The organism is Nitrosomonas sp. (assembly GCF_043753625.1).
Classification (GTDB): Bacteria; Pseudomonadota; Gammaproteobacteria; order Burkholderiales; family Nitrosomonadaceae; genus Nitrosomonas.
This window is the reverse complement of sequence record NZ_JAYUWI010000009.1, coordinates 37,466-61,000: the sequence shown is the minus strand read 5'-3', so window position 1 is coordinate 61,000 and position 23,535 is coordinate 37,466. Positions and strand designations below refer to the sequence as shown.

The 23,535-nt window shown below is 38.0% G+C and carries 39 protein-coding genes and 1 pseudogene; 38 read left to right on the top strand and 2 right to left on the bottom strand.

What is annotated here, in order from left to right; genetic code table 11:
- From ACH10T_RS00910 to hemB, 34 genes and pseudogenes are all read left to right on the top strand, one after another.
- Positions 1-96: pseudogene (locus ACH10T_RS00910) on the top strand (elongation factor Tu); the annotation flags it as partial.
- 80 nt (positions 97-176) lie between these two features.
- Complete coding sequence (rpsJ, locus tag ACH10T_RS00905) at positions 177-485, top strand: 30S ribosomal protein S10 (protein ID WP_013966801.1); 309 nt, start codon at positions 177-179, stop codon at positions 483-485.
- Positions 486-584: 99 nt separating this feature from the next.
- A complete protein-coding gene (gene rplC / locus ACH10T_RS00900; protein ID WP_394807465.1) occupies positions 585-1,232 on the top strand; it encodes a 50S ribosomal protein L3 in 648 nt (215 codons plus the stop codon).
- Between the two features lie 42 nt (positions 1,233-1,274).
- A complete protein-coding gene (gene rplD, locus ACH10T_RS00895; protein ID WP_394807464.1) occupies positions 1,275-1,895 on the top strand; it encodes a 50S ribosomal protein L4 in 621 nt (206 codons plus the stop codon).
- Complete coding sequence (gene rplW, locus ACH10T_RS00890) at positions 1,892-2,227, top strand: 50S ribosomal protein L23 (RefSeq protein WP_394807463.1); 336 nt, start codon at positions 1,892-1,894, stop codon at positions 2,225-2,227. The genes rplD and rplW overlap by 4 nt, the downstream gene beginning before the upstream one ends.
- Positions 2,227-3,060: a 50S ribosomal protein L2 gene (rplB, locus tag ACH10T_RS00885; RefSeq protein ID WP_394807462.1), complete on the top strand. Its 834-nt coding sequence runs from the start codon at positions 2,227-2,229 to the stop codon at positions 3,058-3,060. The genes rplW and rplB overlap by 1 nt, the downstream gene beginning before the upstream one ends.
- A gap of 7 nt (positions 3,061-3,067) precedes the next feature.
- The gene (gene rpsS / locus ACH10T_RS00880; RefSeq protein WP_394807461.1) at positions 3,068-3,349 is read left to right on the top strand and encodes a 30S ribosomal protein S19; all 282 of its coding nucleotides are present in this window, start codon (positions 3,068-3,070) and stop codon (positions 3,347-3,349) included.
- 8 nt (positions 3,350-3,357) lie between these two features.
- Positions 3,358-3,705, top strand: a complete 348-nt coding sequence (gene rplV / locus ACH10T_RS00875; protein ID WP_394807460.1) for a 50S ribosomal protein L22 — start codon at positions 3,358-3,360, stop codon at positions 3,703-3,705.
- A 14-nt stretch (positions 3,706-3,719) separates the two neighbouring features.
- On the top strand, positions 3,720-4,574 hold the full coding sequence (gene rpsC, locus ACH10T_RS00870; RefSeq protein ID WP_394807459.1) for a 30S ribosomal protein S3: 855 nt from the start codon (positions 3,720-3,722) through the stop codon (positions 4,572-4,574).
- Positions 4,558-4,974 carry a 50S ribosomal protein L16 gene (gene rplP, locus ACH10T_RS00865; protein ID WP_394807458.1) on the top strand — a complete coding sequence of 139 codons (417 nt, stop codon included), beginning with the start codon at positions 4,558-4,560 and terminating at the stop codon, positions 4,972-4,974. The genes rpsC and rplP overlap by 17 nt, the downstream gene beginning before the upstream one ends.
- A gap of 2 nt (positions 4,975-4,976) precedes the next feature.
- Positions 4,977-5,174: a 50S ribosomal protein L29 gene (gene rpmC, locus ACH10T_RS00860; RefSeq protein ID WP_394807457.1), complete on the top strand. Its 198-nt coding sequence runs from the start codon at positions 4,977-4,979 to the stop codon at positions 5,172-5,174.
- Positions 5,167-5,430 (top strand): 30S ribosomal protein S17, encoded by a 264-nt coding sequence (rpsQ, locus tag ACH10T_RS00855; protein ID WP_394807456.1) that lies wholly within the window; start codon positions 5,167-5,169, stop codon positions 5,428-5,430. Before rpmC ends, rpsQ begins: the two co-directional genes overlap by 8 nt.
- Before the next feature lie 180 nt (positions 5,431-5,610).
- Positions 5,611-5,979 (top strand): 50S ribosomal protein L14, encoded by a 369-nt coding sequence (gene rplN, locus ACH10T_RS00850; protein WP_394807455.1) that lies wholly within the window; start codon positions 5,611-5,613, stop codon positions 5,977-5,979.
- An 18-nt stretch (positions 5,980-5,997) separates the two neighbouring features.
- Positions 5,998-6,315: a 50S ribosomal protein L24 gene (gene rplX / locus ACH10T_RS00845; RefSeq protein ID WP_394807454.1), complete on the top strand. Its 318-nt coding sequence runs from the start codon at positions 5,998-6,000 to the stop codon at positions 6,313-6,315.
- A gap of 16 nt (positions 6,316-6,331) precedes the next feature.
- Positions 6,332-6,871 (top strand): 50S ribosomal protein L5, encoded by a 540-nt coding sequence (gene rplE, locus ACH10T_RS00840; protein WP_394807453.1) that lies wholly within the window; start codon positions 6,332-6,334, stop codon positions 6,869-6,871.
- A 7-nt stretch (positions 6,872-6,878) separates the two neighbouring features.
- Complete coding sequence (gene rpsN / locus ACH10T_RS00835; protein WP_394807452.1) at positions 6,879-7,184, top strand: 30S ribosomal protein S14; 306 nt, start codon at positions 6,879-6,881, stop codon at positions 7,182-7,184.
- An 82-nt stretch (positions 7,185-7,266) separates the two neighbouring features.
- On the top strand, positions 7,267-7,662 hold the full coding sequence (gene rpsH / locus ACH10T_RS00830) for a 30S ribosomal protein S8 (RefSeq protein WP_394807451.1): 396 nt from the start codon (positions 7,267-7,269) through the stop codon (positions 7,660-7,662).
- Positions 7,663-7,679: 17 nt separating this feature from the next.
- Positions 7,680-8,213, top strand: a complete 534-nt coding sequence (gene rplF / locus ACH10T_RS00825) for a 50S ribosomal protein L6 (protein WP_394807450.1) — start codon at positions 7,680-7,682, stop codon at positions 8,211-8,213.
- A gap of 11 nt (positions 8,214-8,224) precedes the next feature.
- The gene (gene rplR / locus ACH10T_RS00820) at positions 8,225-8,581 is read left to right on the top strand and encodes a 50S ribosomal protein L18 (RefSeq protein ID WP_394807449.1); all 357 of its coding nucleotides are present in this window, start codon (positions 8,225-8,227) and stop codon (positions 8,579-8,581) included.
- A 14-nt stretch (positions 8,582-8,595) separates the two neighbouring features.
- Positions 8,596-9,138, top strand: a complete 543-nt coding sequence (rpsE, locus tag ACH10T_RS00815; RefSeq protein ID WP_394807448.1) for a 30S ribosomal protein S5 — start codon at positions 8,596-8,598, stop codon at positions 9,136-9,138.
- Entirely contained in the window at positions 9,131-9,322 is a 192-nt protein-coding gene (gene rpmD, locus ACH10T_RS00810; RefSeq protein WP_394807447.1) for a 50S ribosomal protein L30, read from the top strand. Before rpsE ends, rpmD begins: the two co-directional genes overlap by 8 nt.
- A gap of 9 nt (positions 9,323-9,331) precedes the next feature.
- The gene (rplO, locus tag ACH10T_RS00805) at positions 9,332-9,763 is read left to right on the top strand and encodes a 50S ribosomal protein L15 (RefSeq protein WP_394807446.1); all 432 of its coding nucleotides are present in this window, start codon (positions 9,332-9,334) and stop codon (positions 9,761-9,763) included.
- A gap of 17 nt (positions 9,764-9,780) precedes the next feature.
- Positions 9,781-11,112, top strand: a complete 1,332-nt coding sequence (secY, locus tag ACH10T_RS00800) for a preprotein translocase subunit SecY (protein WP_394807445.1) — start codon at positions 9,781-9,783, stop codon at positions 11,110-11,112.
- 17 nt (positions 11,113-11,129) lie between these two features.
- On the top strand, positions 11,130-11,348 hold the full coding sequence (gene infA / locus ACH10T_RS00795) for a translation initiation factor IF-1 (RefSeq protein WP_292994909.1): 219 nt from the start codon (positions 11,130-11,132) through the stop codon (positions 11,346-11,348).
- A 58-nt stretch (positions 11,349-11,406) separates the two neighbouring features.
- The gene (gene rpmJ, locus ACH10T_RS00790; protein ID WP_292994911.1) at positions 11,407-11,520 is read left to right on the top strand and encodes a 50S ribosomal protein L36; all 114 of its coding nucleotides are present in this window, start codon (positions 11,407-11,409) and stop codon (positions 11,518-11,520) included.
- A gap of 39 nt (positions 11,521-11,559) precedes the next feature.
- Entirely contained in the window at positions 11,560-11,919 is a 360-nt protein-coding gene (gene rpsM, locus ACH10T_RS00785; RefSeq protein ID WP_394807444.1) for a 30S ribosomal protein S13, read from the top strand.
- A 48-nt stretch (positions 11,920-11,967) separates the two neighbouring features.
- Positions 11,968-12,357 carry a 30S ribosomal protein S11 gene (rpsK, locus tag ACH10T_RS00780; RefSeq protein WP_394807443.1) on the top strand — a complete coding sequence of 130 codons (390 nt, stop codon included), beginning with the start codon at positions 11,968-11,970 and terminating at the stop codon, positions 12,355-12,357.
- A 10-nt stretch (positions 12,358-12,367) separates the two neighbouring features.
- A complete protein-coding gene (rpsD, locus tag ACH10T_RS00775) occupies positions 12,368-12,994 on the top strand; it encodes a 30S ribosomal protein S4 (RefSeq protein ID WP_394807442.1) in 627 nt (208 codons plus the stop codon).
- A gap of 39 nt (positions 12,995-13,033) precedes the next feature.
- Entirely contained in the window at positions 13,034-14,038 is a 1,005-nt protein-coding gene (locus tag ACH10T_RS00770) for a DNA-directed RNA polymerase subunit alpha (protein WP_394807441.1), read from the top strand.
- The gene (rplQ, locus tag ACH10T_RS00765) at positions 14,025-14,423 is read left to right on the top strand and encodes a 50S ribosomal protein L17 (protein WP_394807440.1); all 399 of its coding nucleotides are present in this window, start codon (positions 14,025-14,027) and stop codon (positions 14,421-14,423) included. Before ACH10T_RS00770 ends, rplQ begins: the two co-directional genes overlap by 14 nt.
- A 99-nt stretch (positions 14,424-14,522) precedes the next feature.
- Positions 14,523-15,512: a biotin--[acetyl-CoA-carboxylase] ligase gene (locus tag ACH10T_RS00760; protein ID WP_394807439.1), complete on the top strand. Its 990-nt coding sequence runs from the start codon at positions 14,523-14,525 to the stop codon at positions 15,510-15,512.
- Positions 15,513-15,519: 7 nt separating this feature from the next.
- Positions 15,520-16,257, top strand: a complete 738-nt coding sequence (locus tag ACH10T_RS00755) for a type III pantothenate kinase (RefSeq protein WP_394807438.1) — start codon at positions 15,520-15,522, stop codon at positions 16,255-16,257.
- A gap of 30 nt (positions 16,258-16,287) precedes the next feature.
- Positions 16,288-16,884 carry a ribosome biogenesis GTP-binding protein YihA/YsxC gene (yihA, locus tag ACH10T_RS00750; protein ID WP_394807437.1) on the top strand — a complete coding sequence of 199 codons (597 nt, stop codon included), beginning with the start codon at positions 16,288-16,290 and terminating at the stop codon, positions 16,882-16,884.
- Between the two features lie 229 nt (positions 16,885-17,113).
- The gene (gene hemB, locus ACH10T_RS00745) at positions 17,114-18,121 is read left to right on the top strand and encodes a porphobilinogen synthase (RefSeq protein WP_394807436.1); all 1,008 of its coding nucleotides are present in this window, start codon (positions 17,114-17,116) and stop codon (positions 18,119-18,121) included.
- A gap of 23 nt (positions 18,122-18,144) precedes the next feature.
- On the opposite strand, the gene ACH10T_RS00740 is transcribed toward hemB, so the two are convergent.
- Together ACH10T_RS00740 and ACH10T_RS00735 are read right to left on the bottom strand one after the other, a co-directional pair.
- Complete coding sequence (locus ACH10T_RS00740; protein ID WP_394807435.1) at positions 18,145-20,463, bottom strand: penicillin-binding protein 1A; 2,319 nt, start codon at positions 20,461-20,463, stop codon at positions 18,145-18,147.
- A gap of 194 nt (positions 20,464-20,657) precedes the next feature.
- Positions 20,658-20,765: a winged-helix domain-containing protein gene (locus ACH10T_RS00735; RefSeq protein ID WP_394807434.1), complete on the bottom strand. Its 108-nt coding sequence runs from the start codon at positions 20,763-20,765 to the stop codon at positions 20,658-20,660.
- Between ACH10T_RS00735 and ACH10T_RS00730 the strand changes: the two genes are divergently transcribed.
- From ACH10T_RS00730 to ACH10T_RS00715, 4 genes are read left to right on the top strand one after another with little or no spacing between them, the layout of a single operon-like run.
- Positions 20,734-21,795 (top strand): pilus assembly protein PilM, encoded by a 1,062-nt coding sequence (locus tag ACH10T_RS00730; protein ID WP_394807433.1) that lies wholly within the window; start codon positions 20,734-20,736, stop codon positions 21,793-21,795. The genes ACH10T_RS00735 and ACH10T_RS00730 overlap by 32 nt on opposite strands.
- Positions 21,792-22,382 carry a PilN domain-containing protein gene (locus tag ACH10T_RS00725; protein WP_394807432.1) on the top strand — a complete coding sequence of 197 codons (591 nt, stop codon included), beginning with the start codon at positions 21,792-21,794 and terminating at the stop codon, positions 22,380-22,382. The genes ACH10T_RS00730 and ACH10T_RS00725 overlap by 4 nt, the downstream gene beginning before the upstream one ends.
- A gap of 13 nt (positions 22,383-22,395) precedes the next feature.
- Positions 22,396-23,010, top strand: a complete 615-nt coding sequence (locus ACH10T_RS00720) for a type 4a pilus biogenesis protein PilO (RefSeq protein ID WP_394807431.1) — start codon at positions 22,396-22,398, stop codon at positions 23,008-23,010.
- Positions 23,011-23,013: 3 nt separating this feature from the next.
- The gene (locus ACH10T_RS00715) at positions 23,014-23,532 is read left to right on the top strand and encodes a pilus assembly protein PilP (RefSeq protein WP_394807430.1); all 519 of its coding nucleotides are present in this window, start codon (positions 23,014-23,016) and stop codon (positions 23,530-23,532) included.
- Positions 23,533-23,535 lie beyond the last annotated feature (3 nt).

The following is a 23,535-nucleotide window of genomic DNA, read 5'->3' as shown; positions in this document are numbered from 1 at the left end:
ATAGCACCCATAGCGATGGAAGATGGATTGCGTTTTGCAATACGAGAAGGTGGAAGAACGGTTGGTGCCGGTGTTGTTGCTAAAATTATTGAGTGATTTAGGAAGATTATAAAAATTAAAGAACAATAAATATCTATAAAGATTGATATTGGATTTAAAAAATCAGGATCGAATAAATGCAAAACCAGAAAATAAGAATTCGCCTTAAGGCCTTCGATTATCGGTTAATAGATAAATCGGCACTTGAAATTGTTGAAACAGCAAAAAGAACAGGAGCAGTTGTTAAAGGACCAGTACCATTGCCGACTAGAATTGAGCGCTTTGATGTTTTGCGATCACCCCACGTCAATAAGACATCACGTGATCAATTTGAAATAAGAACGCACCTGAGACTAATGGATATTATTGATCCTACAGATAAAACAGTTGATGCGCTCATGAAGTTAGATTTGCCAGCTGGCGTGGATGTGGAAATTAAATTATAAATAATCTGTATTATCAATGATAGAAAAGGGATATTATTTTTTAGTTTAAGAAATTCTCTAGATAGACTGAAATAAATAATTCCTTATAAGAGGATAAAAATGAGTTTAGGACTAGTCGGTCGGAAGATCGGTATGACACGAATCTTCACGGAAAATGGGGATAGTCTTCCAGTGACTGTAATTGATGTTTCTAATAATCGTGTAACTCAGATTAAGAAAACTGAAAAAGATGGTTATTCAGCTGTTCAGCTTTCTTATGGGGAAAAAAGATCAAGTAGGGTAAACAAGGCTAGTGCAGGTCATTTCGCTAAAGCTGGTGTTGAAGCTGGGAGTATCTTAAGAGAGTTTCGGGTAAATAAAGATGAAGATCTTAATCAACTTGAAGATGGAATGGTGATTAAGAATGATATATTCACAGTGGGACAAAAAGTTGACGTATCTGGAATAACGATTGGGAAAGGATATGCAGGTGTCATTAAACGACATCATTTTTCTTCCAATAGAGCAAGTCACGGTAATTCAAAAGCACATAATAAGCCCGGGTCTATTGGTATGGCGCAAGATCCTGGACGTATTTTCCCTGGCAAACGTATGTCTGGCCACTTAGGAAATGTTAAAAGAACCACCCAAAACCTTGAAGTAATAAGAATTGACACTGAAAGGAGTCTTTTACTGATAAAAGGCGCAATACCGGGGCCAAGAAATGGAAATGTTATTGTGCGTCCAAGTATAAAAGATAAAAAGTAAATCAATTACTAAAATAAACAACAGTAATAAGGTGAACAGGTAATGGAATTAAAGCTTATCGGTAAAAAGGATCAGAAAACAGATAGTATTATTGTTTCTGATGACCTTTTTAATAGGGATTACAATGAGGCACTTGTTCATCAAGTCATAACATCATATTTATCGAATGCGCGTGGTGCGACACGAGCGCAGAAAGGGCGATCAGATGTGGCCAAGTCTACACGTAAGCCATGGAGACAGAAAGGTACAGGACGTGCGCGTGTAGGGATGGCTTCTAGCCCAATTTGGCGTGGTGGTGGCAAGGTGTTTCCAAGTAGTCCTGATGAAAATTTTAGAAAAAAATTAAATAGGAAGATGTATAGGGCTGGCGTTAGCGTGATAGTATCTCAGTTAATAAGGGATAACCGATTGTTAGTCACAGATACATTTAATATCGATACACATAAAACTAAGGTTCTAGCAGAAAAATTGGAAGCACTTGGATTAAGTGAGGTGATGGTGATAACTCATGAGATTGATGATAATTTGTATCTGTCGTCACGTAATATTCCAGGCATTGCTGTAGTCGAAGTGAAAAATGTTGACCCTGTTAGTCTTTTAAGATTTGAAAAAACTCTTATTACAACTGAAGGATTGAAGAAATTTGAGGAACTTCTTTCATGAATAATGTAAATATAACCCATGAACGTTTATTGAAAATAATATTAGCTCCATATATTTCAGAGAAAACGACGTTCCTGGGAGAGAAAAATAATCAATCAGTATTTCGCGTGGCGACAGACGCGACAAAAAAAGAGATAAAGGCTGCTGTTGAATTATTGTGGAAAGAACAAAAAATAGAAGTTAAGCATGTTCGGACTATCAATGTAAAAGGAAAGCGGAAAAGATTCGGTCGGTTTATGGGATCTAGAAGTGACTGGAAAAAAGCTGTTGTTAGTATCAAGGCAGGACAAGAGTTAAATTTTACTAATTTTTCTACTGCAGAGGCTAAGTGATGGCACTTGTAAAATTAAAACCAACATCACCAGGGCGAAGATCTGTAATTAGACTGATTAATAAGGATTTACATAAAGGTGAGCCACATAAAAATTTGATTGAGAAACAATCAAAAACTGCTGGCCGCAATCATCATGGACGAATTACAACAAGACATCGTGGCGGTGGTCATAAACAGCATTATAGATTGATTGATTTTAAGCGTGACAAAGATGACATCCCGGCTTTCGTAGAACGTATTGAATACGATCCGAATCGAACAGCAAACATTGCGTTAATTTGTTATACGGATGGTGAAAGAAGATACATAATTGCACCAAAAGGGTTAAGTGTTGGTGCGAGAATTAGCAGTGGTAGAAATGCGCAGATTAAGGTAGGAGAAGCTTTACCATTACGTAATATCCCTATGGGGACGATAATACACTGCGTTGAATTATTGCCAGGAAAAGGTGCTCAACTAGCACGCTCTGCAGGAACTTCGGTTCAACTGCAAGCACGCGAGGGAAATTATGCTCAAATTAAACTTCGCTCAGGTGAGATGCGAAAGGTTCATATCGATTGTCGTGCAACAATTGGAGAAGTGGGTAATTCCGAGCATAATTTGAGATCTATTGGTAAAGCAGGGGCTGTACGTTGGCGAGGAATTCGTCCGACAGTTCGAGGAGTTGCCATGAATCCAATTGATCATCCACATGGGGGAGGTGAGGGTAGAACATCAGCCGGACGACATCCGGTAAGCCCATGGGGAACTCCAGCGAAAGGCTACAGAACTCGAAATAATAAAAGAACCGATGTGATGATAGTACGTCATCGTTATTCAAAGAAAGGATGATAGTTAAATGGCACGTTCAGTAAAAAAAGGCCCATTTGTTGACACTCATTTATTGGCAAAAATAGAAAAAGCACGAGATACAAATGATAAAAGGCCGATAAAAACGTGGTCTAGAAGATCGACGATACTGCCTGACTTTATTGGATTGACCGTTGCTGTCCATAATGGTAAACAACATATACCAATTTATATAACGGAAAATATGGTTGGTCATAAGTTTGGTGAATTTTCACTGACTCGTACTTTTAAAGGCCATGCTGGCGACAAAAAGGCTGTAACGAAGCGATAGGAATAATCATGGAAACAACTGCTATATTACGTGGCGTCCGCTTATCAGCACAAAAGGGGCGTCTTGTGGCTGATCAAATCAGAGGACTTTCTGTAGACAAGGCATTAAATATCTTGACGTTTAGTCCAAAGAAAGGGGCTGAAATAATACGAAAGCTTTTGGAGTCTGCAATTGCGAATGCGGAGCACAATGATGGAGCTGATATTGATGAACTTAAAATATCGACAATCTATATCGATCGCGGTACATCAATGAAAAGAACAAGTGCGCGCGCGAAAGGGCGTGGTAATAGAATTGTGAAACCTACATGCCATATATTGCTTACAGTGGGCGATAGTGATGGCCAGACTAAATAAAGGCATTGATTGATATGGGTCAGAAAATACATCCAACCGGATTTCGTCTATCAGTTCAGAGAAATTGGCTATCTAAATGGTATGCAAATAGTAATAATTTTGCCACTATGCTAAATGAAGATATTAAAGTTCGAGAATTTCTCCATGATAGATTAAAGAATGCTTCGGTTGGTAGAGTCTTAATTGAAAGGCCCTCGAAGAATGCAAGAATTACAATTTTTAGTTCACGCCCCGGTGTAGTGATCGGGAAAAAGGGTGAAGACATAGAAGTATTGAGAAGCGAACTTCAAAAGAGAATGGGGGTACCTGTTCATGTGAATATTGAAGAGATAAGAAAACCTGAACTAGATGCGCAATTAATAGCAGATAATATAGCTCAGCAATTGGAAAAACGAATAATGTTTCGTAGAGCAATGAAGCGAGCGATGCAGAATGCCATGCGACTGGGTGCACAAGGGATTAAAATAATGAGTTCTGGCAGATTAAATGGAATAGAAATTGCCCGTACAGAGTGGTATCGTGAGGGAAGAGTACCCCTTCATACGCTGAGAGCTGATCTGGATTATGGTACATCAGAAGCTAAAACAACCTATGGGATTATAGGTATTAAGGTATGGATTTTCAAAGGCGAAGTGCTTGGAAAGGGTGAGCAAGCTTGTCTGACAACACCTAACTCGAATTTAGACAACGAAAAAAAGAAGACTTCTAAGAGACCATCCGCTGCATTTATAAAATCAGGGAGTATTAAAGGTGTAAAAGAAGCCGTAGGATATTCTGAAGCAGAATTACTAAGTATAAAGGATACTGAAAATTCAGCAAACACAGAAGCTAATATGATTTCTGGAGAGAAAAATGCTTCAGCCAGCTAGAACAAAATATAGAAAACAACAGAAAGGTAGAAATACTGGAGTTGCAACACGTGGTGCTAAAGTTAGCTTCGGTGAATTTGGACTTAAAGCTATTGGCAGAGGGCGATTAACAGCGCGCCAGATCGAAGCAGCTCGTCGAGCTATGACCAGACATATTAAAAGAGGGGGGCGTATCTGGATACGAATATTCCCAGATAAACCAATTTCACATAAGCCAGCAGAAGTTAGAATGGGTAAAGGAAAAGGAAATCCAGAGTATTATGTAGCTGAAATACAACCAGGAAAAATGTTATATGAAATGGATGGTGTCGATGAAGAAATGGCAAAAGAAGCGTTTCGACTTGCTGCCGCTAAGTTGCCAATCAAGACTATGTTTACAATAAGACAAATTGGCGGATAGTTATGAAAGCACGCGAATTAAGAGAAATGCAATTACCTGAATTAAATAAAGAGCTTATTTCTTTGCTAAAGGCACATTTTGGTTTACGTATGCAATTAGCTACTCAGCAACTATCAAATACAAGACAATTAAAAGTAATTAAAAGAGATATTGCAAGAGTGAAAACTGTTATAACTCAGAAGCAATCAAATCATGACTAATGAAAAATTAAATCGTACTTTAAGTGGACGTGTAACGAGCAATAAAATGGATAAAACAGTGACAGTCCTCGTGGAACGTAGATTAAAGCATCCTTTATATGGAAAATTTATAACACGAACTAAGAAATATCATGCACATAATGATAATAATCAATTTTCCATTGGTGATCTTGTTGAAATTGTTGAATGTAGACCTTTATCAAGAACTAAGAATTGGAAAGTAACTAGAATTTTAAATGAAGAAACAAATACCTGAAATGTAACTGTAATATATAATTAAGTTTTCTTACAGCGATTCATTAGGTATAATTACTGGTTTATCTAATTTAAAAATGAATCCAATGGATTGCTTAAACTTGATAGTTTAAGCGCTGATTACTAGTGAGAAAGTTTTAAAGACACCTGTTATTTAAATTAATATCAAAAGCGAATAAAAATGATTCAAATGCAGTCAATATTAAAAGTGGCGGATAATACTGGTGCTCGATCACTTATGTGCATTAAAGTTCTTGGCGGTTCAAAAAGACAATATGCCGGAATTGGTGACATAATCAAAGTTAGTATCAAAGACGCAGCTCCTAGGGGACGCGTAAAAAAAGGTGAAGTATATAATGCGGTCGTAGTTCGTACTGCGAAAGGCGTGAGACGTATAGACGGATCCTTATTGAAATTCGATGAAAATGCAGCAGTTTTGCTGAATAATAAATTTGAACCTATAGGAACACGTATTTTTGGCCCGGTAACTCGGGAATTACGTAATGCGCGATTTATGAAAATTGTTTCACTGGCACCAGAGGTTTTGTAGTAGTAAAAAGGAACAATTATGCGAAAAATTAGAAAAGGCGATGACATTATAGTTATTTCAGGAAGGGATAAAGGGAAAAGAGGATCCGTTCTTAGAATAGATGGAATTGATCGTATTGTAGTTCAAGGTATTAATTCTGTAAAAAAACATCAGAAACCTAATCCCACAATTGGCAATGCAGGTGGAATTATAGATTTAGAAATGTCAATTCACATTTCAAATGTTGCTATATATAATTTTTCCTCTAAAAAATCGGATAGAGTAGGATTTAAAGTAGATAATGATAATAATAAAATTCGTATATTTAAATCTACTGGCGATTTAATTAAAACTTAATATGGGATCGTAATTTATGGCGCGTTTGCAAGAATATTATCGTAAAACTGTCACTAAGCAGTTGATCGATCAATTTAGTTACGAGTCCATCATGGAGGTACCTTGCATTAGCAAAATAACTCTAAATATCGGATTAGGTGAAGCAACTGTTGATAAGAAAATTGTTGAGCATGCAATTTCCGATATGAAGAAAATTTGCGGACAACAACCTGTTATTACTAAGGCAAAGAAATCAATAGCAACTTTTAAGGTAAGGCAGGATTATCCTATCGGATGCATGGTTACGCTCCGTCGAGTAAAAATGTACGAGTTTTTGGATAGGTTAATCACTGTTGCAATACCGAGGATTCGGGACTTTCGAGGGATCTCTGGAAAATCATTCGACGGAAGAGGTAATTACAATATGGGCATAAAAGAGCAAATTATTTTTCCAGAAATTGATTACGATAAAATTGACGCTTTGCGTGGCATGAATATATCGATTACTACCACAGCAAAGAACGATATTGAGGCAAAAGCTTTATTGTCTGCGTTTAATTTTCCATTTAAGAGTTGAGGTTAGAATGGCAAAGCTTTCAATTATTAATAGAAATTTAAAAAGAAAAAAGATAGTAAAAAAATTTGCAGAGCAACGACTAGCATTATTTAAAATAATAAATGACAATAAAATCAATGATGAAGATCGTTTCAATGCGCGAATAATTTTGCAAAATCTTCCTAGAGATTCAAGTCCTGTACGTCTAAGAAATAGATGCACTCTAACTGGTAGACCTCGTGGGGTTTACTCAAAATTTGGTTTGGGAAGGAATAAGTTAAGAGAGATTGCGATGAGCGGAAAAATACCCGGAATTATCAAAGCGAGCTGGTAACCGGGTTATACAGATCCAATTATCAATAGAATTAGCTTAATAAGTACAATAATATTTTTTTTATAAATAAGTAGGTACCGACATGAGTATGAGCGATCCAATTGCAGATATGTTAACTCGAATCAGAAATGCGCAATTGGCAAAAAAAAGATCTGTAAAAATGCCTAGTTCAAATATTAAAATATCGATAGCGGACGTTCTTAAAGATGAAGGATATATTAATGATTTTAGTGTAATGAGTAATTACAGTAAAAATACTTTAGAAATATCTCTCAAGTATTATTCTGGCGATCCTGTAATTGAACAAATAATTCGTATCAGTAAACCTGGGCTTAGAATATACAAATCTAGTAAAGATCTACCAGATATTATGAATGGACTAGGAGTAGCAATAGTTTCCACTTCTAAAGGTGTAATGACCGTACAAAAGGCGCGAGCAGTTGGTGTCGGTGGTGAACTTTTGTGTACTGTTGTTTAGCTTAAAGGATTTTTTAAATGTCACGAGTAAGCAAGAACCCGATCACAATACCAGATAATGTCGAAATTAGCATATTACCATTTAGTGTTTCTGTTAAGGGGCCCCTAGGTACACTGAAGCAGGAGTTAACTAATGATATTCTATTAGAGCTTAATCAGAATATTTTGAAGATTCAAACAACTAACGACTCAAAGCATGCTAATGCGCTATCAGGAACAATACGTGCACTTATTGCTAATATGGTTCATGGCGTATCAGTTGGTTTTGTAAAAAAATTGCAATTGGTTGGTGTAGGATATAGAGCGCAAGCGGGATTAAGTAAGGTTAATTTAACTTTAGGTTTTTCGCATCCGGTTGATCATGTCATTCCGAATGGCATAACGATTGAGACTCCATCTCAAACTGAAATAATAATTAAAGGTATAGACAAGCAGAAGGTAGGTCAAACTGCTGCAGATATTCGAGCTTATAGAAAGCCAGAGCCATACAAAGGTAAAGGTGTGAGATATCATGATGAAGTTATTCTTCTCAAAGAAACGAAGAAAAAATAATTGAGATAAAAATGTTGAATTTAAAAGAAAAAAGAATTAGACGCTCACTAAAAACGCGAATTAAAATTGCAGAATTGGATGTAATACGATTGTCGGTACATCGTACTAATTCTCATATTTATGCTCAGCTCATTGATGATAGGAATAATAAAGTAATTACCTGTGCATCTACTTTAGAGCCTGACGTACGTAAGTCGTTTACTTCTGGGGGTAATATAGCGGCAGCTGCTTTTATTGGTAAAAGAATTGCTGAGAAAGGTAAGGATTGCGGTATATCAGATATTGCTTTTGATAGATCGGGTTATAGATACCATGGCCGTGTTAAGGCATTAGCAGAAGCTGCGCGTGAGAATGGATTAAAATTTTAATTTAAGGTTTGACAATGGCAAAAATCGGCAAAACTAATGGTAAGGCAGCGGGTATAGAAGAAAGCGGCGATGATTTGCGCGAAAAAATGGTTGCGATTAATAGAGTTACAAAAGTCGTTAAAGGAGGCCGTATTCTTGGTTTTGCAGCGCTCACAGTAGTTGGTGATGGTGACGGCAGTGTTGGTATGGGCAAGGGAAAATCTCGAGAAGTGCCAGTTGCTGTACAGAAAGCAATGGATGAAGCGCGAAGAAGAATGACTAAAATTAAAATAAAGAGCGGTACCATTTATCACCCTATAACTGCTTCGCATGGAGCAGCAAAAGTATATATGCACCCTGCTCCAGAAGGCACCGGAATTATAGCAGGAGGACCGATGCGTGCGATTTTTGAAGTCATGGGCATGACAAACATTCTGGCTAAATGTATTGGTTCTACAAATCCATATAATGTTGTTAGAGCGACACTTAAGGGCCTTAATTCTATGAATACGCCAGCAAATATTGCTGCTAAAAGAGGCAAAACAATAAAAGAGATCCTTGGGCATGATAATGGATAATAATAAGAAATTAAAAATAATAAAAATTACCCTTGTTAGAAGTCCAATTGGAACTAAACAATCACATCAAGCGACTGTTCGTGGTTTAGGATTACGTAAAGTGAATAGTTTTTCAATGCTTCTTGATACCCCTGAAACTCGCGGTATGATTCATAAAATTAATTACTTACTAAAGTGTGAATAATAAAATATTATGTATTTAAATTCAATTAAAGCAGCAGCGGGATCTAAAAAAACCAAGTTAAGAGTTGGAAGAGGCATGGGTTCAGGAATTGGTAAAACTTGTGGTAGAGGTCATAAGGGCCAGAAATCACGAGCTGGTGGTTTTCATAAAGTAGGCTTTGAAGGAGGCCAAATGCCAATTCAAAGAAGGCTGCCAAAACGAGGCTTTTGTATAATAAATGGATATAAAGCTTCTGAATTGAAACTCTCTGCTCTGAATACTTTGTCAGAAAATGATATTTCTCTTGCTACATTGAAGAAATATAATTTAATCTCAAATAGAATAACAAAAGTAAAGATCTTAAATAGCGGAGTTTGTAATAAGTTATTTAATATAAATGGATTACTTGTTACCGGTAAAGCCAAAATGGCAATAGAAGAAAATGGCGGCTCTATTACATAGAAGTATAAGGATATAAATTGTCTATAAAAGGAACAACAGCTAAACCAGTTGATAAATTTTCTGATCTGAAACGTCGTTTGTGGTTTCTATTGCTAGCATTGATTGTTTATAGAATAGGAGCGCATGTCCCCGTGCCTGGCATAGACCCAATCACTCTTAAAGAACTATTTGATTCGCAGGAAAGTAGTGTGTTGGGAATGTTTAATATGTTTTCTGGAGGAGCACTTTCAAGGTTTTCTATCTTTGCACTTGGTATAATGCCGTATATATCGGCTTCTATCATTATGCAGTTAGGAACAGTGGCAATTCCTTATCTTGAGGCGCTAAAGAAAGAGGGGGAAGGCGGGCGAAGAAAGATAACACAATATACTCGTTATGGCACATTAGCATTAGCATTAGTACAAAGTTATGGAATTTCTGTTGCCCTTCAATCCCAACCTGGTTTAGTTATCCAACCTGGTGGAATGTTTGTGCTTACTACTGTTATTACATTGGTTACAGGTACAATTTTTTTAATGTGGCTAGGTGAACAGATTACAGAGCGTGGTATAGGCAATGGCATCTCGTTAATTATCTTTGCAGGAATTGCGGCTGGATTACCAAGTGCAATAGGTGGAACTTTAGATCTGGTGAGCACTGGGTCTATGCATTTTCTTGTTGCTTTAGGTATTTTTCTTGCAGCTGCATTGGTTACTGCTTTTGTTGTTTTTGTTGAGAAAGGACAAAGACGAATTTTAGTTAATTACGCCAAGCGCCAGGTTGGGCAGAAGGTATATGGTGGGCAGAGTTCACATTTGCCGTTAAAGCTTAATATGGCAGGTGTTATACCTCCAATTTTCGCTTCAAGTATCATTTTATTTCCTGCCACTTTAGCAGGATGGTTCGCAAGTGGGGAATCCATGATGTGGTTAAAGGACATTAGTGGTGCACTATCTCCCGGTCAACCTATATATGTGATTCTTTATGCTGTAATGATTATATTCTTCTGTTTTTTTTACACAGCGCTTGTTTTTAATCCAAAAGAAACAGCTGATAATCTTAAGAAAAGCGGAGCATTTATACCAGGTATCAGACCCGGCGAACAGACTGCGAGATATATAGAAAGAATAATGTTACGCTTAACTCTTACTGGTTCAATATATGTAACACTTGTATGTTTGTTGCCCGAATTTTTAATTCTTAAATGGAATGTACCTTTCTATTTTGGTGGTACTTCATTATTAATTATTGTAATCGTAACTATGGATTTTATGTCACAAGTTCAATCGCATGTGATGTCTTCACAATATGATAGCTTATTGAAAAAAGCTAATTTTAAAACGGGTAGTGGAAAACTACCTACTAGATAATTTATTTGTGATAGTTAATGGCTAAAGAAGACACGATACAGATGCAAGGTGAGATACTTGAAACGCTCCCTAATGCAACATTTAAAGTAAAGTTAGAGAATGGACATATTGTACTTGGCCATATATCAGGAAAAATGCGTATGCACTATATAAGAATATTGCCGGGTGATAAAGTTACAGTAGACCTTACACCATATGATTTAACAAGAGCAAGAATAACATTTAGAGCGAAATAAATTCAATTATTAGTTCGCATTAGAAAGATAATCAGTATCGATTTATGGAATTTATATAATGAAAGTAAATGCATCTGTAAAGAAATTTTGTAGAAACTGCAAAATAATACGACGTAATCGGGTTGTTCGAGTAATTTGTACTGATCCTAGACATAAGCAAAGACAAGGATAATTGTAATAAATTTTGTATATACAGAGACAGGGAAATTAAATGGCGCGTATAGCTGGCGTAAATATACCAAATCATCAGCATGTAGGAATTGCTCTTACAGCAATTTATGGTATCGGTAGATCCAGTTCTAAAAATATATGTAGTGCAGTTGGCATCGAAACTGATAAAAAATTGAAAGATTTATCTGAGGATCAGATTGACCAATTGCGAGATCATATTTCAAAGATTACAATCGAAGGTGATTTGCGTCGAGAAATATCGATGAATATTAAGAGATTAATGGATCTTGGTTGTTATAGAGGATTGCGACACAGACGAGGTTTGCCGGTACGAGGTCAACGTACTCGAACTAATGCAAGAACAAGGAAGGGACCACGTAAAGCAGTACGTGCAAGATAATTTTTAGTTTAATTTAGAAATGTAATATTAAAAAGGAATTCATTTTCCATGGTCAAGGTCGCTACAAAAGTTCGTAAGAAAATAAAGAAAAATGTGTCGGAAGGAATAGCGCATATTCATGCTTCATTTAATAATACTATTATTACTATAACTGATCGGCAAGGTAATGCATTATCATGGGCTACTTCTGGTGGAGCCGGTTTTAAAGGATCACGAAAAAGTACACCTTTTGCTGCTCAAGTTGCAGCAGAAAATGCAAGTAAAATTGCAATAGAATGCGGCGTGAAGAATCTTGAGGTTAGAGTTAAGGGACCCGGACCTGGACGTGATTCTGCAGTAAGGGCCTTAAATTCAGCTGGATTTAAAATTACAAGTATTTCGGATGTAACGCCAGTTCCACACAATGGCTGTCGTCCACCAAAAAAACGTCGTATCTGAGGAGAATACGTTGGCTAGAAATCTTGAACCAAAATGTAAACAATGTCGACGCGAAGGCGAAAAGCTTTTCTTAAAAGGCGAAAAATGTTTTACTGATAAGTGTGCAATTGAAAGGAGGAATTATCCTCCAGGTCAGCATGGTCAGAAGAAAGGTAGACTATCGGATTATGGAGGTCAGTTACGTGAGAAACAGAAAATCAGAAGGATATATGGGATTCTAGAAAGGCAATTCCGTAATATCTATAAATCAGCTGACCAGCAACGTGGTGTAACTGGAGATAATTTGTTGCAATTATTGGAAAGCCGTCTTGACAATGTTGCATTTCATATGGGTTTTGGCTCATCTCGATCAGAAGCGAGGCAAATTGTTAGGCACAACTGTATTCTTGTGAATGGACAGCGTGTAAATATTCCAGCTTATTTAGTTAAGGCAGGAGATTCTATCGAGATTGCCAAGAACGCTAAAGAACAACTACGAATAAAATTTTCAATAGAGGCAGCGGACAGGCGAAATTTTCCGGCTTGGATTGATATGAACGTTAAAGAAATGAAGGGGATTTTCAAATCTAAACCTGAGCGATCTGAACTACCTGCAACAATTAATGAGTCCTTAGTTGTGGAATTATATTCTAAATAAAGTAAATTATTGGCTGGCTATCACCTAAAGGACATTACTATGCAAGGTAATGAATTATTAACACCACGTATTATTGATGTTCAAAATATATCGCCTCTACATGCTAAAGTAATTATGGAGCCTTTTGAAAGAGGATATGGCCATACCTTAGGAAATGCGCTAAGACGGATACTTCTGTCCTCTATGACTGGATTTGCACCTACCGAAGTTAAAATTGCTGGTGTAGTCCATGAATACTCTGCACTAGATGGAGTGCAGGAAGATGTTGTCGATATACTGTTGAATATTAAAGGAATAGTATTAAAACTTCATAATAAAGATGAAGCTATCATTTTATTAAGGAAATCCGGAAAATGTGTTGTAACAGCTGGCGATATTGATGTGGGTCACGATGTAGAGATACTTAACCCTGATCATGTCATAGCACATCTAACATCTGACGGAAAGATTGATATTCAACTCAAAGTAGAAAGAGGAATAGGATACGTTCCAGCTACAGTAAGAAAGAATAAAAATATCGAGACTAGCATTGGGACAATCTTACTAGATGCTTCATTTAGTCCTATTAGGCGCGTTAGTTATACGGTCGAAAGCGCGCGTGTTGAACAACGTACTGACCTTGATAAATTAGTTATGGATTTGGAAACTAATGGTGTTGTCGAACCCGAAGAGGCTATTCGTTTTGCTGCACGAGTTTTAGTACAGCAGTTATCTGTTTTTGCTGATTTAGAGAGCACACCTATTCCTAAAGAGCAGCCACAAGTACCACAAATTGACCCGATATTGTTGCGTCCTGTTGACGATTTAGAACTCACTGTAAGATCAGCTAACTGTCTAAAAGTTGAGAATATTTATTATATTGGAGATCTAATACAGCGTACGGAAGCTGAGCTTTTACGAACACCTAATTTGGGAAGAAAATCATTAAATGAAATAAAAGAGGTTCTTGCTTCTCGTGAGCTAACTCTAGGAATGAAACTGGACAATTGGCCGCCGGCAAATCTCGATAATCTTGCTAAGGATTCAAATCATGCGCCACAATAACGCATTAAGGAAATTAAATCGTTCTAGCAGCCACAGGGCGGCTATGTTTCGCAATATGAGTAATTCTCTTTTGCGACATGAAATTATTAAAACAACTCTCCCAAAAGCTAAAGAGTTAAGAAGATATGTTGAGCCTGTTATTACCTTAGGTAAAAATCCATCACTTTCCAATCGTCGTTTGGCTTTTAATAGGCTTCGTGATCGTGAGAATGTTACAAAACTTTTTATCGAATTAGGCCCTCGCTATATCGCAAGGCCAGGTGGATATATTAGAATTCTAAAATACGGATATAGAAAAGGTGATAATGCGCCTATGGCGCTTGTAGAGCTTGTTGATAGACCGATAGAAAAGCTAACAGATAGCCCCGATGGAATAGAAAATTAATAATTATTTCTTAGTTTAATTAATAGAAGAATATTTAATAGTTTGAACGTATAATAATTTAGTTGGAATATAGTTATTATCAGATTTTGTGCGCTATGTATGAATCAGAGAGCATTATCTATTCTTAGGCTTTTAAATGACGGACAATATCAGAGTGGTGAATCTTTAGCGAGAAAGATTTTTTGTAAACGTGCAACAATATCAAATTCACTAAAAAATCTTGACTCTTATGGAATTAAAATTGTTAAGACCCGTGGACGAGGTTACCGTTGGATTAATCCAATTTCGTATCTGAACAAAGATTTAATACTTGGTTTTTCCTCAATAGATCCCAGCAATTTCAAGATAACTCTTTTTGATGCTCTCGATTCTACTAATACTTTTCTATTAAATAATTTCAGCAGTGGAATGATAGATAATAGCTGTATACCAGTTGTTGCGACGGAGTATCAAACAAATGGACGTGGTCGTGCAGGAAGATTATGGCATAGTGGATTTGGCGATAGTCTTACCTTCTCTTTCGGTTGGCGGTTCGATAAAGGCGTATCCGCGCTATCGGGGTTAAGTTTAATAATCGGGATTGCTATAATACGTGTTTTACGATCATTCTCAATTAATTGTGTCAGTATTAAATGGCCTAATGATATATTGTTCGATAATAAAAAGCTTGCCGGCATATTAATTGAACTTCGTAGTGATATATTTGGCTCTTCTTATGCGATAATTGGTATTGGCATTAACTTTAAATCCTCTGATATTATTAAATCTTCTATAAATCAAGAGATTGCTGATTTATCAGCAATCTCTGATGAATATCTTGATCGTAATCAAATCTTAAGCGCGCTACTCACTGAATTTCTAAGTATTTTGCCTGTATTTGGAGATTACGGTTTCGCATATTTCAAGAAGGAATGGATCAGTTATCATGCTTTTGAAAGACAGGCGGTTAGTTTGATATTACCAAATGGCAATATTATTGTAGGCACGGTTGATGGCGTGATGGAAGATGGTTCTATTTGTTTAATGACTCCTTCGGGAAGAAACTCCTATCATGTAGGCGATATTTCTATCCGTCGGAATTCCCTTTGAGTGACTGATGCCGTACATCCTTGCGATTGACTCTGGCAATTCATTCGTAAAATGGGGATTGTTCAATAATGGACGATGTTTAAAACAGGGCAAGGTAGAGTACGATAAGATACAAAATGTTAAAAACGATTTCAAAGAACTGCAAGCACCAGCATCAATAATTATTTCTCATGTTGCTCGTGCGGCAACAAAAAATCAAATCTGTGAGCAAATTTCAAGTTGGCCGGTAAAACCTCACTGGATTTGTTCCTGCGCATTCCAATGTGGAGTCTCTAGTAGCTATTCCGATCCTACTCAATTAGGTTGTGATCGCTGGGCCTCTTTAATAGCTGCTTGGGAAATGCAACAGCAAGCTTGTTTAGTCATTAATGTAGGTACTGCAGTGACAATAGATGCGCTATCTGAGTCTGGAGAATTTCTTGGTGGTATCATTCTACCTGGTTTTCACTTGATGCTAAATAGTCTCCAACGTGGTACTCAATTATTTAAAGCTGGTATGAGTGCTTATGAAGACTTTCCTATTAGCACGGACAGTGCGATACAAAGCGGTATGATACATTCTGTGATAGGTGCTATTGAACGCATGTATAATTTACTGTCAATAAAGATAAATCACCCTGTGAAAACAAGTATTATCAGCGGGGGTGGAGTATCTTTATTATCTCCTTTTATCAAGATTCCAATCAAAACGATTGATAATTTGGTGCTGAAAGGGCTTGTTTTGATCGCTGAAGATTCTTTCTGATACATAGGGTTATTATCTTATGAAAAGCTTATGTCTCGATTTAACAATATAACCTTCTACACATCAGTCAATGATGTTCGAGATTTACCACTACATACAGGTGTTGAGATTGCTTTTGCCGGGCGATCTAATGCTGGAAAATCTAGCGCTATTAATACACTTACAAATCGAAGTCGTTTGGCTTTTGTTAGTAAAACACCTGGACGCACACAATTAATTAATTATTTTCAATTAAATTCAGATCAATTCTTTGTCGATTTACCCGGCTATGGATATGCGAAGGTTCCAGATTCCATACGACAACACTGGCAAAGTTTATTGAGTAGCTATTTGCAAACACGTGAGCCACTCAAAGGCTTAGTGCTAATAATGGATATTCGGCATCCCTTAAAACCGCTTGATATCAAAATGCTTGATTGGTTTGCACCTACTGGGAAAGCAATTCATATTTTGCTAACAAAATCTGATAAATTGAGCACGCAACGGGCAAATATTACCTTAAAGGACGTAACTCTATATTTAAATGGCGCTTACCCGCAATGCAGTGTTCAGTTATTTTCCAGCTTATCAGCCACAGGCGTTGATGATGCAACTACTGTCATTAGTGAATGGTTAGAAACTAATTAGTAGCTAAGTGATAAATATTTTACTTCGCTCTATGGGTTCCTAGAGAAAAAAAGCCCCCGGTTAAAGGGGAAAAAAACCGGGGGGGGCGCCTTAATATCACTTAAGGCTTTGCTTCAGGGAGGAAAGACAGAGGGACAATTAAAATGTCCGTTTGTAAGAGAGCGCAATGACTGAGTTAGTTCCCGAATAGTATTGTTTTTTTTAATTTATTTTTTCTATCCTATTTATTATGTTTTCTTTTAGCCAATTTCCTCAAAGACGAATGAGACGTATGCGTCGCGACATGTTTTCCCGTCGTCTTATGCAAGAAACTCATCTTCAGATCAGTGATCTGATTTATCCAGTTTTTGTTTTGGATGGAAAAAACCGTACTGAGAATGTCGAGTCTATGCCGGGTGTAGTAAGACAGAGCGCTGATCTCTTAATGACTCAGGCGGAGAATTGTTTACAATTAGGTATTCCAGCGATTGCTATTTTCCCGGTGATAGAAGCTAAACTTAAGAATCTGACAGCGAGTGAAGCATACAATCCTGATGGCTTGGTGCCTAGAGTGGTCCGACAATTAAAGAAGAATTTCCCTGAATTGGGAGTGATTACAGATATAGCGTTGGATCCCTATACAAGTCATGGTCAAGATGGCTTGATTGATCAACTTGGCTATGTATTGAACGATGAAACAGTAAATGTTCTTTGTCAGCAAGCATTGGTATATGCACAAGCTGGCGCTGATATTGTAGCGCCATCTGATATGATGGACGGACGCATTGCAGCGATTCGAAATAGTTTGGATAACCAACAGTTTATTCATACAAGAATTTTGGCTTATTCTGCAAAATATGCCTCAAGTTTTTATGGACCATTTCGTGATGCAGTTGGGTCGGCAGCAAGCCTTGGTACTGGAAATAAATATACGTATCAAATGGATCCTGCAAATTCAGATGAAGCATTATGGGAAGTTGGATTGGATCTGAATGAAGGCGCCGACATGGTGATGATTAAACCTGGAATGCCCTATTTGGATATTGTTCGTCGGGTGAAGGATCAATATGGCGCACCTACATTTGTATATCAGGTCAGTGGCGAGTATGCAATGCTCAAAGCTGCCGCAATGAACGGATGGTTAAATGAAGAAGCCTGCGTGTTGGAATCTTTGCTTGCTTTTAAACGCGCGGGTGCTGATGGAATACTAACATACTATGCAGTAGAAGCAGCGAATTGGCTAAAGAAGAATTTATAATGCATTAACGAGTAGGATTGATACTAGAATAATTGGTCTTTTAAATCTCTTGTTACTTTGGGTGCATCATCAGCAGAATTGTCAGCGACCGGTGGTAGCTGTTCATTAAAGAAATATTCTGTAACATCTCCGGTTGGTTCTCTGAATCCTGTCGTTGAATTAATTCTGGTTGCAAGAACACCATTGGGAGGTTTGTATTCTGCCATGGGAATACCTTTTAGGATTGGGCCCATATAATCCATCCAAATAGGCAATGCGACACGCCCTCCTGTTTCATTATTTCCAAGTGATCGAGGTTCGTCGTATCCTATCCAGGCGATTGTGACCAAGTCTTTTTGGAAACCACAAAACCAGGCATCAATAAAATTACTGGTGGTTCCGGTTTTTCCTGCCAAATCACTACGTCCTAGTTGTTTAGCTTTAATGGCTGTGCCGTGATTGATGACATCTTGCATCATGCTTGTCATGATGTAGGCATTACGGGGATCAATGACGCGTTTGGCGCCATTTAAAGCTGTTACGGGCTGGAATTGTTCGATCGTGTTACCTTTTTCATCTTCTATTCGCTTTATAAAGTAGGGGGCAACACGGAAACCACCATTTGCAAAAATCGCATACCCAGCGGCCATTTGCATTGGTGTAACCGAACCAGACCCTAATGCCATGGGCAAATAGGGTGGGTGACGGTTTGCATCAAAACCAAATCGGGTAATGTAATCTTGCGCATAACGTATGCCGATAGCCTGTAATATGCGGATAGACACAAGATTTTTTGATTTTACTAGTGCTGTTCGCAAGCGCATAGGTCCTTCAAATTTCCCATCAAAATTCTTCGGTTCCCATAATTGACTACCCGTTTGAGCAGCACTGAATGATAGCGGTGCATCATTAATGATTGTGGCTGGCGTGAAACCTTTTTCCAAAGCCGCGGAATAAATAAAAGGTTTAAAACTGGAACCAGGTTGCCGCCAAGCTTGAGTGACATGATTAAATTGATTTTTATGAAAATCAAATCCACCGATTAAAGCACGGATAGCGCCATCATTGGGATCAAGGGAAACAAGTGCAGCTTCTATTTCGGGAAGCTGGGCGATATGCCAACTGTTCTTTTGGTCTTTTTGTATACGAATTAATGTACCCGGAGTAATGTATTTCTTCCCAGCCTCTTTTTTATCAGCCAGAAATTTCTGTGCAAACTTGAGCCCTTCACCGGTAATTTCAATGATTTCTCCACCCTTACGATAAGCTTGCACTGTATTGGGTTTAACACTTAATACGATGGCTGCATAAATATCATCACTTTCATTGATTTCTTCCAATGCATCATCAAGCGTTTTTTCCTGATTACTGCCATGTTTTAGTAAATTAATATGCGCTTCCGGGCCACGATAACCACGACGCTTATCATATTCAATGATATTTTTACGTAGCGCCTGATAAGCAGCTTTCTGATCTAACTGACGGATAGTTGTATAGACTTTGATACCTTTGCTATAAGTTTCTTCTTGGTATCGATCATATATCACCTGGCGAACCATTTCAGCAACATAATCAGCAGGCATTGCTAAGGCAGTCGATTGCTTCTTAACCGAAATAGATTGTTTTTCTAATTCACCTAATTCTTCACTTGAGATGTAGTTAAGTTTATGTAATCGGCCCAGTACATAAAGTTGTCTGCTTTTAGCGCGCTTAGGATTACTGATAGGGTTATAGCTTGAAGGGGCTTTGGGTAATCCTGCTAACATGGCTGCTTCAACAATATTAATTTCTTGCAGTGATTTACCAAAATATGTTTGTGCTGCCGCTGCAAAACCATAACTGCGCTGGCCGAGGTAAATTTGGTTGACGTAAAGTTCTAGGATGTTGTCTTTGCTGAGATTGCTCTCAATCTTGAAAGCCAAAAGCGCTTCGCTGAATTTTCTCGTCAATGTTTTTTCTCTGGTCAGGAAAAAATTCCGAGCCACCTGCATCGTTATGGTACTGGCGCCCTGGCGTACACTGCCCGCAGAAAAATTTGAATAAGCAGCACGTAATACACCCATGTAATCAACACCACCATGTTCATAAAAGCGATCATCTTCTGCAGCAAGGATTGCCTGTTTAAGATGTTCCGGTACTTCAGAAATATTGACAATATTTCTACGCTCCGCACCAAATTCCCCTATTAATAGACCCTCATCGCTATAAATGCGTAACGGTATTTTAGGGCGATAATCTGTCAGTGTATCTAATGATGGTAAATTGGAATGTATGACCAGTGCAGCAAACCCAGCCAACAATACGCCAATCAAACCTAATGCAGAAAATGTGACAAAAAAGTAATACAGCCAACGTGCTAACATGAATTTGGATTTATTTATTAAGTACTGCTATCGTTAAAGTGCACAGTTATAGGGGGTATATCTATTGTTTTTCATTGAATAAGATTTCTTGGATTCTGTCAGAATCAATGCCAGTTATTTATTTTTCTGAGTAACTATATTGAATTAATGCAGATAAAGAGTAGTTTACATATATTCAGCATTATGTAGGGTAATTAATAATTTGCGAGTATCGCTTCTAATAAGACAATGTTCAAGGAAAATTTTGCTATCAATTTAGACTTCTTTAAGATGAAGTCACCGCCATTAATAGGTGTGGACATTAGTTCTTCATCTGTAAAAATGGTCGAATTATCATTGGTTGATAAAGAAAGTCAAACCTATCGGATTGAGCGTTATGCAATTGAATCTATGCCAGCGGATGCGATGTTGGATGGTGCAATCGGAAACATGGAAGCAGTCAGTGAATGCCTACGGCGTGGATGGAAACGCATGGGAACACGCCAAAAGAATGTGGTACTTGCACTACCTGCGACAGATGTTATTACCAAAAAGATTGTGGTTCCTGATGGGCAACGCGAGGATGACCTGGTTTTTCAAGTCGAGAATGAAGCCAGTCAATATATTCCTTTTCCTTTAGATGAAGTTGATTTGGATTTTCAAGTAACCAGGCCAGTGCCTGATAACCCAGCAGAAGTTGAAGTGCTGATCGCTGCATCGCGTAAAGAAAAGGTGGAAGACCGTGTGGCTGTTGCGCTTGCAGCAGGTCTTAAAACAGTCATTATGGATGTTGAGCCCTATGCGGCGCAGGCTGCATTCGAATTAACGCTGAGTCAATTACCTGGAGGTGGAAAAGATCAGATAATGGCACTGGTTGATATTGGCGCGACAATCATGAAAATTAATGTACTTATTAACGGTGAGTCATTATATACGCGAGATCAGCCATTTGGTGGTAATCAACTGACTCAGGAGATTCATAATCAATTTAATCTCTCGCTGGAAGATTCAGAGACTGCTAAAAGAAATGGCGGGCTACCTGAAAACTATCAGGCGGATGTTTTGCAGCCATTCTGCGAAACGTTGGCTATTGAAGTAATGCGTGCGATTCAGTTTTTTTGCACATCAACGCAATATACCGAAGTTAATTATATTTTTATTGCGGGGGGATCCGCAGCTATTCCCGGGTTAGATGCAATCATCGCAGCACGTATGCAAGTAAGCACACTCGTTGTGAATCCTTTCTCAACCATGGAGTTGTCAAGTCGTATCATTCCAAGGCAACTTAATCTGGATGCACCTTCTCTGCTGATTGCCTGTGGTTTGGCGCTGCGTAGTTTTGATCCATCATGATTCGAATTAATCTATTACCTCATCGCGAACTTAAGCGTAAAGCGAGACAGCAGCAGATTGCAGTTCTGGCAAATCTGGTTGGTTTGCTAGCGATCGCTGTTGTTATGAGCATTCATACAATTAGCGCTGGGAAAATAGATTACCAGAATGGCCGCAATCAATACTTAACTGACCAGATTGCTATTCTGGATAAAGAGATTACAGAAATCAGAGAAATAAAGACGCAAACTCAGGAATTGCTAGCGCGCAAGCAAGTTGTTGAGACATTACAGAACAGCCGAGCTGAAGTCGTTCATTTGCTGGATCAGTTGGTCAGGTTACTTCCGGATGGTGTGTATTTACAGAGTGTCAAACAAGAAGGCCACAACATTACTTTAGTTGGGTATGCGCAATCCAATGCTTGGGTTTCAGTGTTGATGCGTAAACTTGAATCATCTCAGTGGCTTGAATCACCCTTATTGATAGAAATTAAGGCGATGACAGTTAATAATGTGCGCCAAAATGAATTTAACATGAAAATAAAGCTCAAGCGGGTAACTATGGACGCTGTGCAAAATTCAATCCCTGGTACTGCTGCGAAATCTTGAGACTGCGCTTGCGATGAATAATCTACTTCTTGAATTGCGTCAGCTCGATATCCACCAGGTAGGAAACTGGCCAGTAGCATTTAAGTGTACTGCTTTGGCAATTTTATTTGTTGCTATTATCGTTGCAGGTCATCTCCTGGTTTGGCAGGAGCAAATTGAAACACTGGAGAATATTCAAGCGCAAGAAGAAACTCTTAAAAATACTTACCTGGCTAAAAAAAGAAATGCTGTTAATTTGTCTGCTATGCGCTTGCAATTAAAGGATATTGAACAATCTCTCAGTGCCTTGTTGAAACAGCTGCCAGATAAGTCAGAAATGGAAGCATTATTAGTCGATATCAATCAGGCTGGCTTAGGCCGTGGATTACAATTTGAGTTATTTAAACCAGCGGCGAAGGAAACGATACACGCATTTTATGCCGAACTTCCCGTTTCTATCCGTGTGATAGGCGGTTATCATGATATTGGGGCTTTTACCAGCGATGTTGCACAGTTATCACGTATCGTGACATTAAATGACATCAGCATAACACCTGGAACTGATGGAAAATTAGTATTGGATGCTGTTGCAAAAACATTCCGCTATCTGGATGAAGAAGAAATAACAAAGCAGGCCGGAGGCAAATGAATTATGATAAGAGATATATTCCTGCTAGCATTGTTTGTGATTACTCTAGCCATGATGACTGCTTGTACACAGAATGACTATGCTGACTTGAAAGCATTCATTCATAGTTCCGGGGACGGCTTGCATGGACAGATTGATCCATTGCCGGAAGTTAGACCACAACAGTACTTTACTTATGAGGCCTTTGATATATCCAGTCCATTTGTTCCGCGTAAAAATGATCAAGTACAACCTATTACGAATGGTATTCAGCCTGATTTAAACCGGTATAAGGAAGTATTGGAATCTTATCCGCTGGAAAGTTTATCAATGGTTGGTTCGCTGCAACAACACGATATAATATTTGCTTTAATTAAATCTCCGGATGGTACATTGCATCGAGTGAAAATTGGCAATCACTTAGGTCAGAACTTTGGGAAAATTAACCATATTTCAGATGCAGAAGTAAAATTGTCGGAAATTGTGCAGGATGGTGTGAATGAATGGACTGAACGGACTAGTGCGCTTATGCTGAAAAATTAGGAC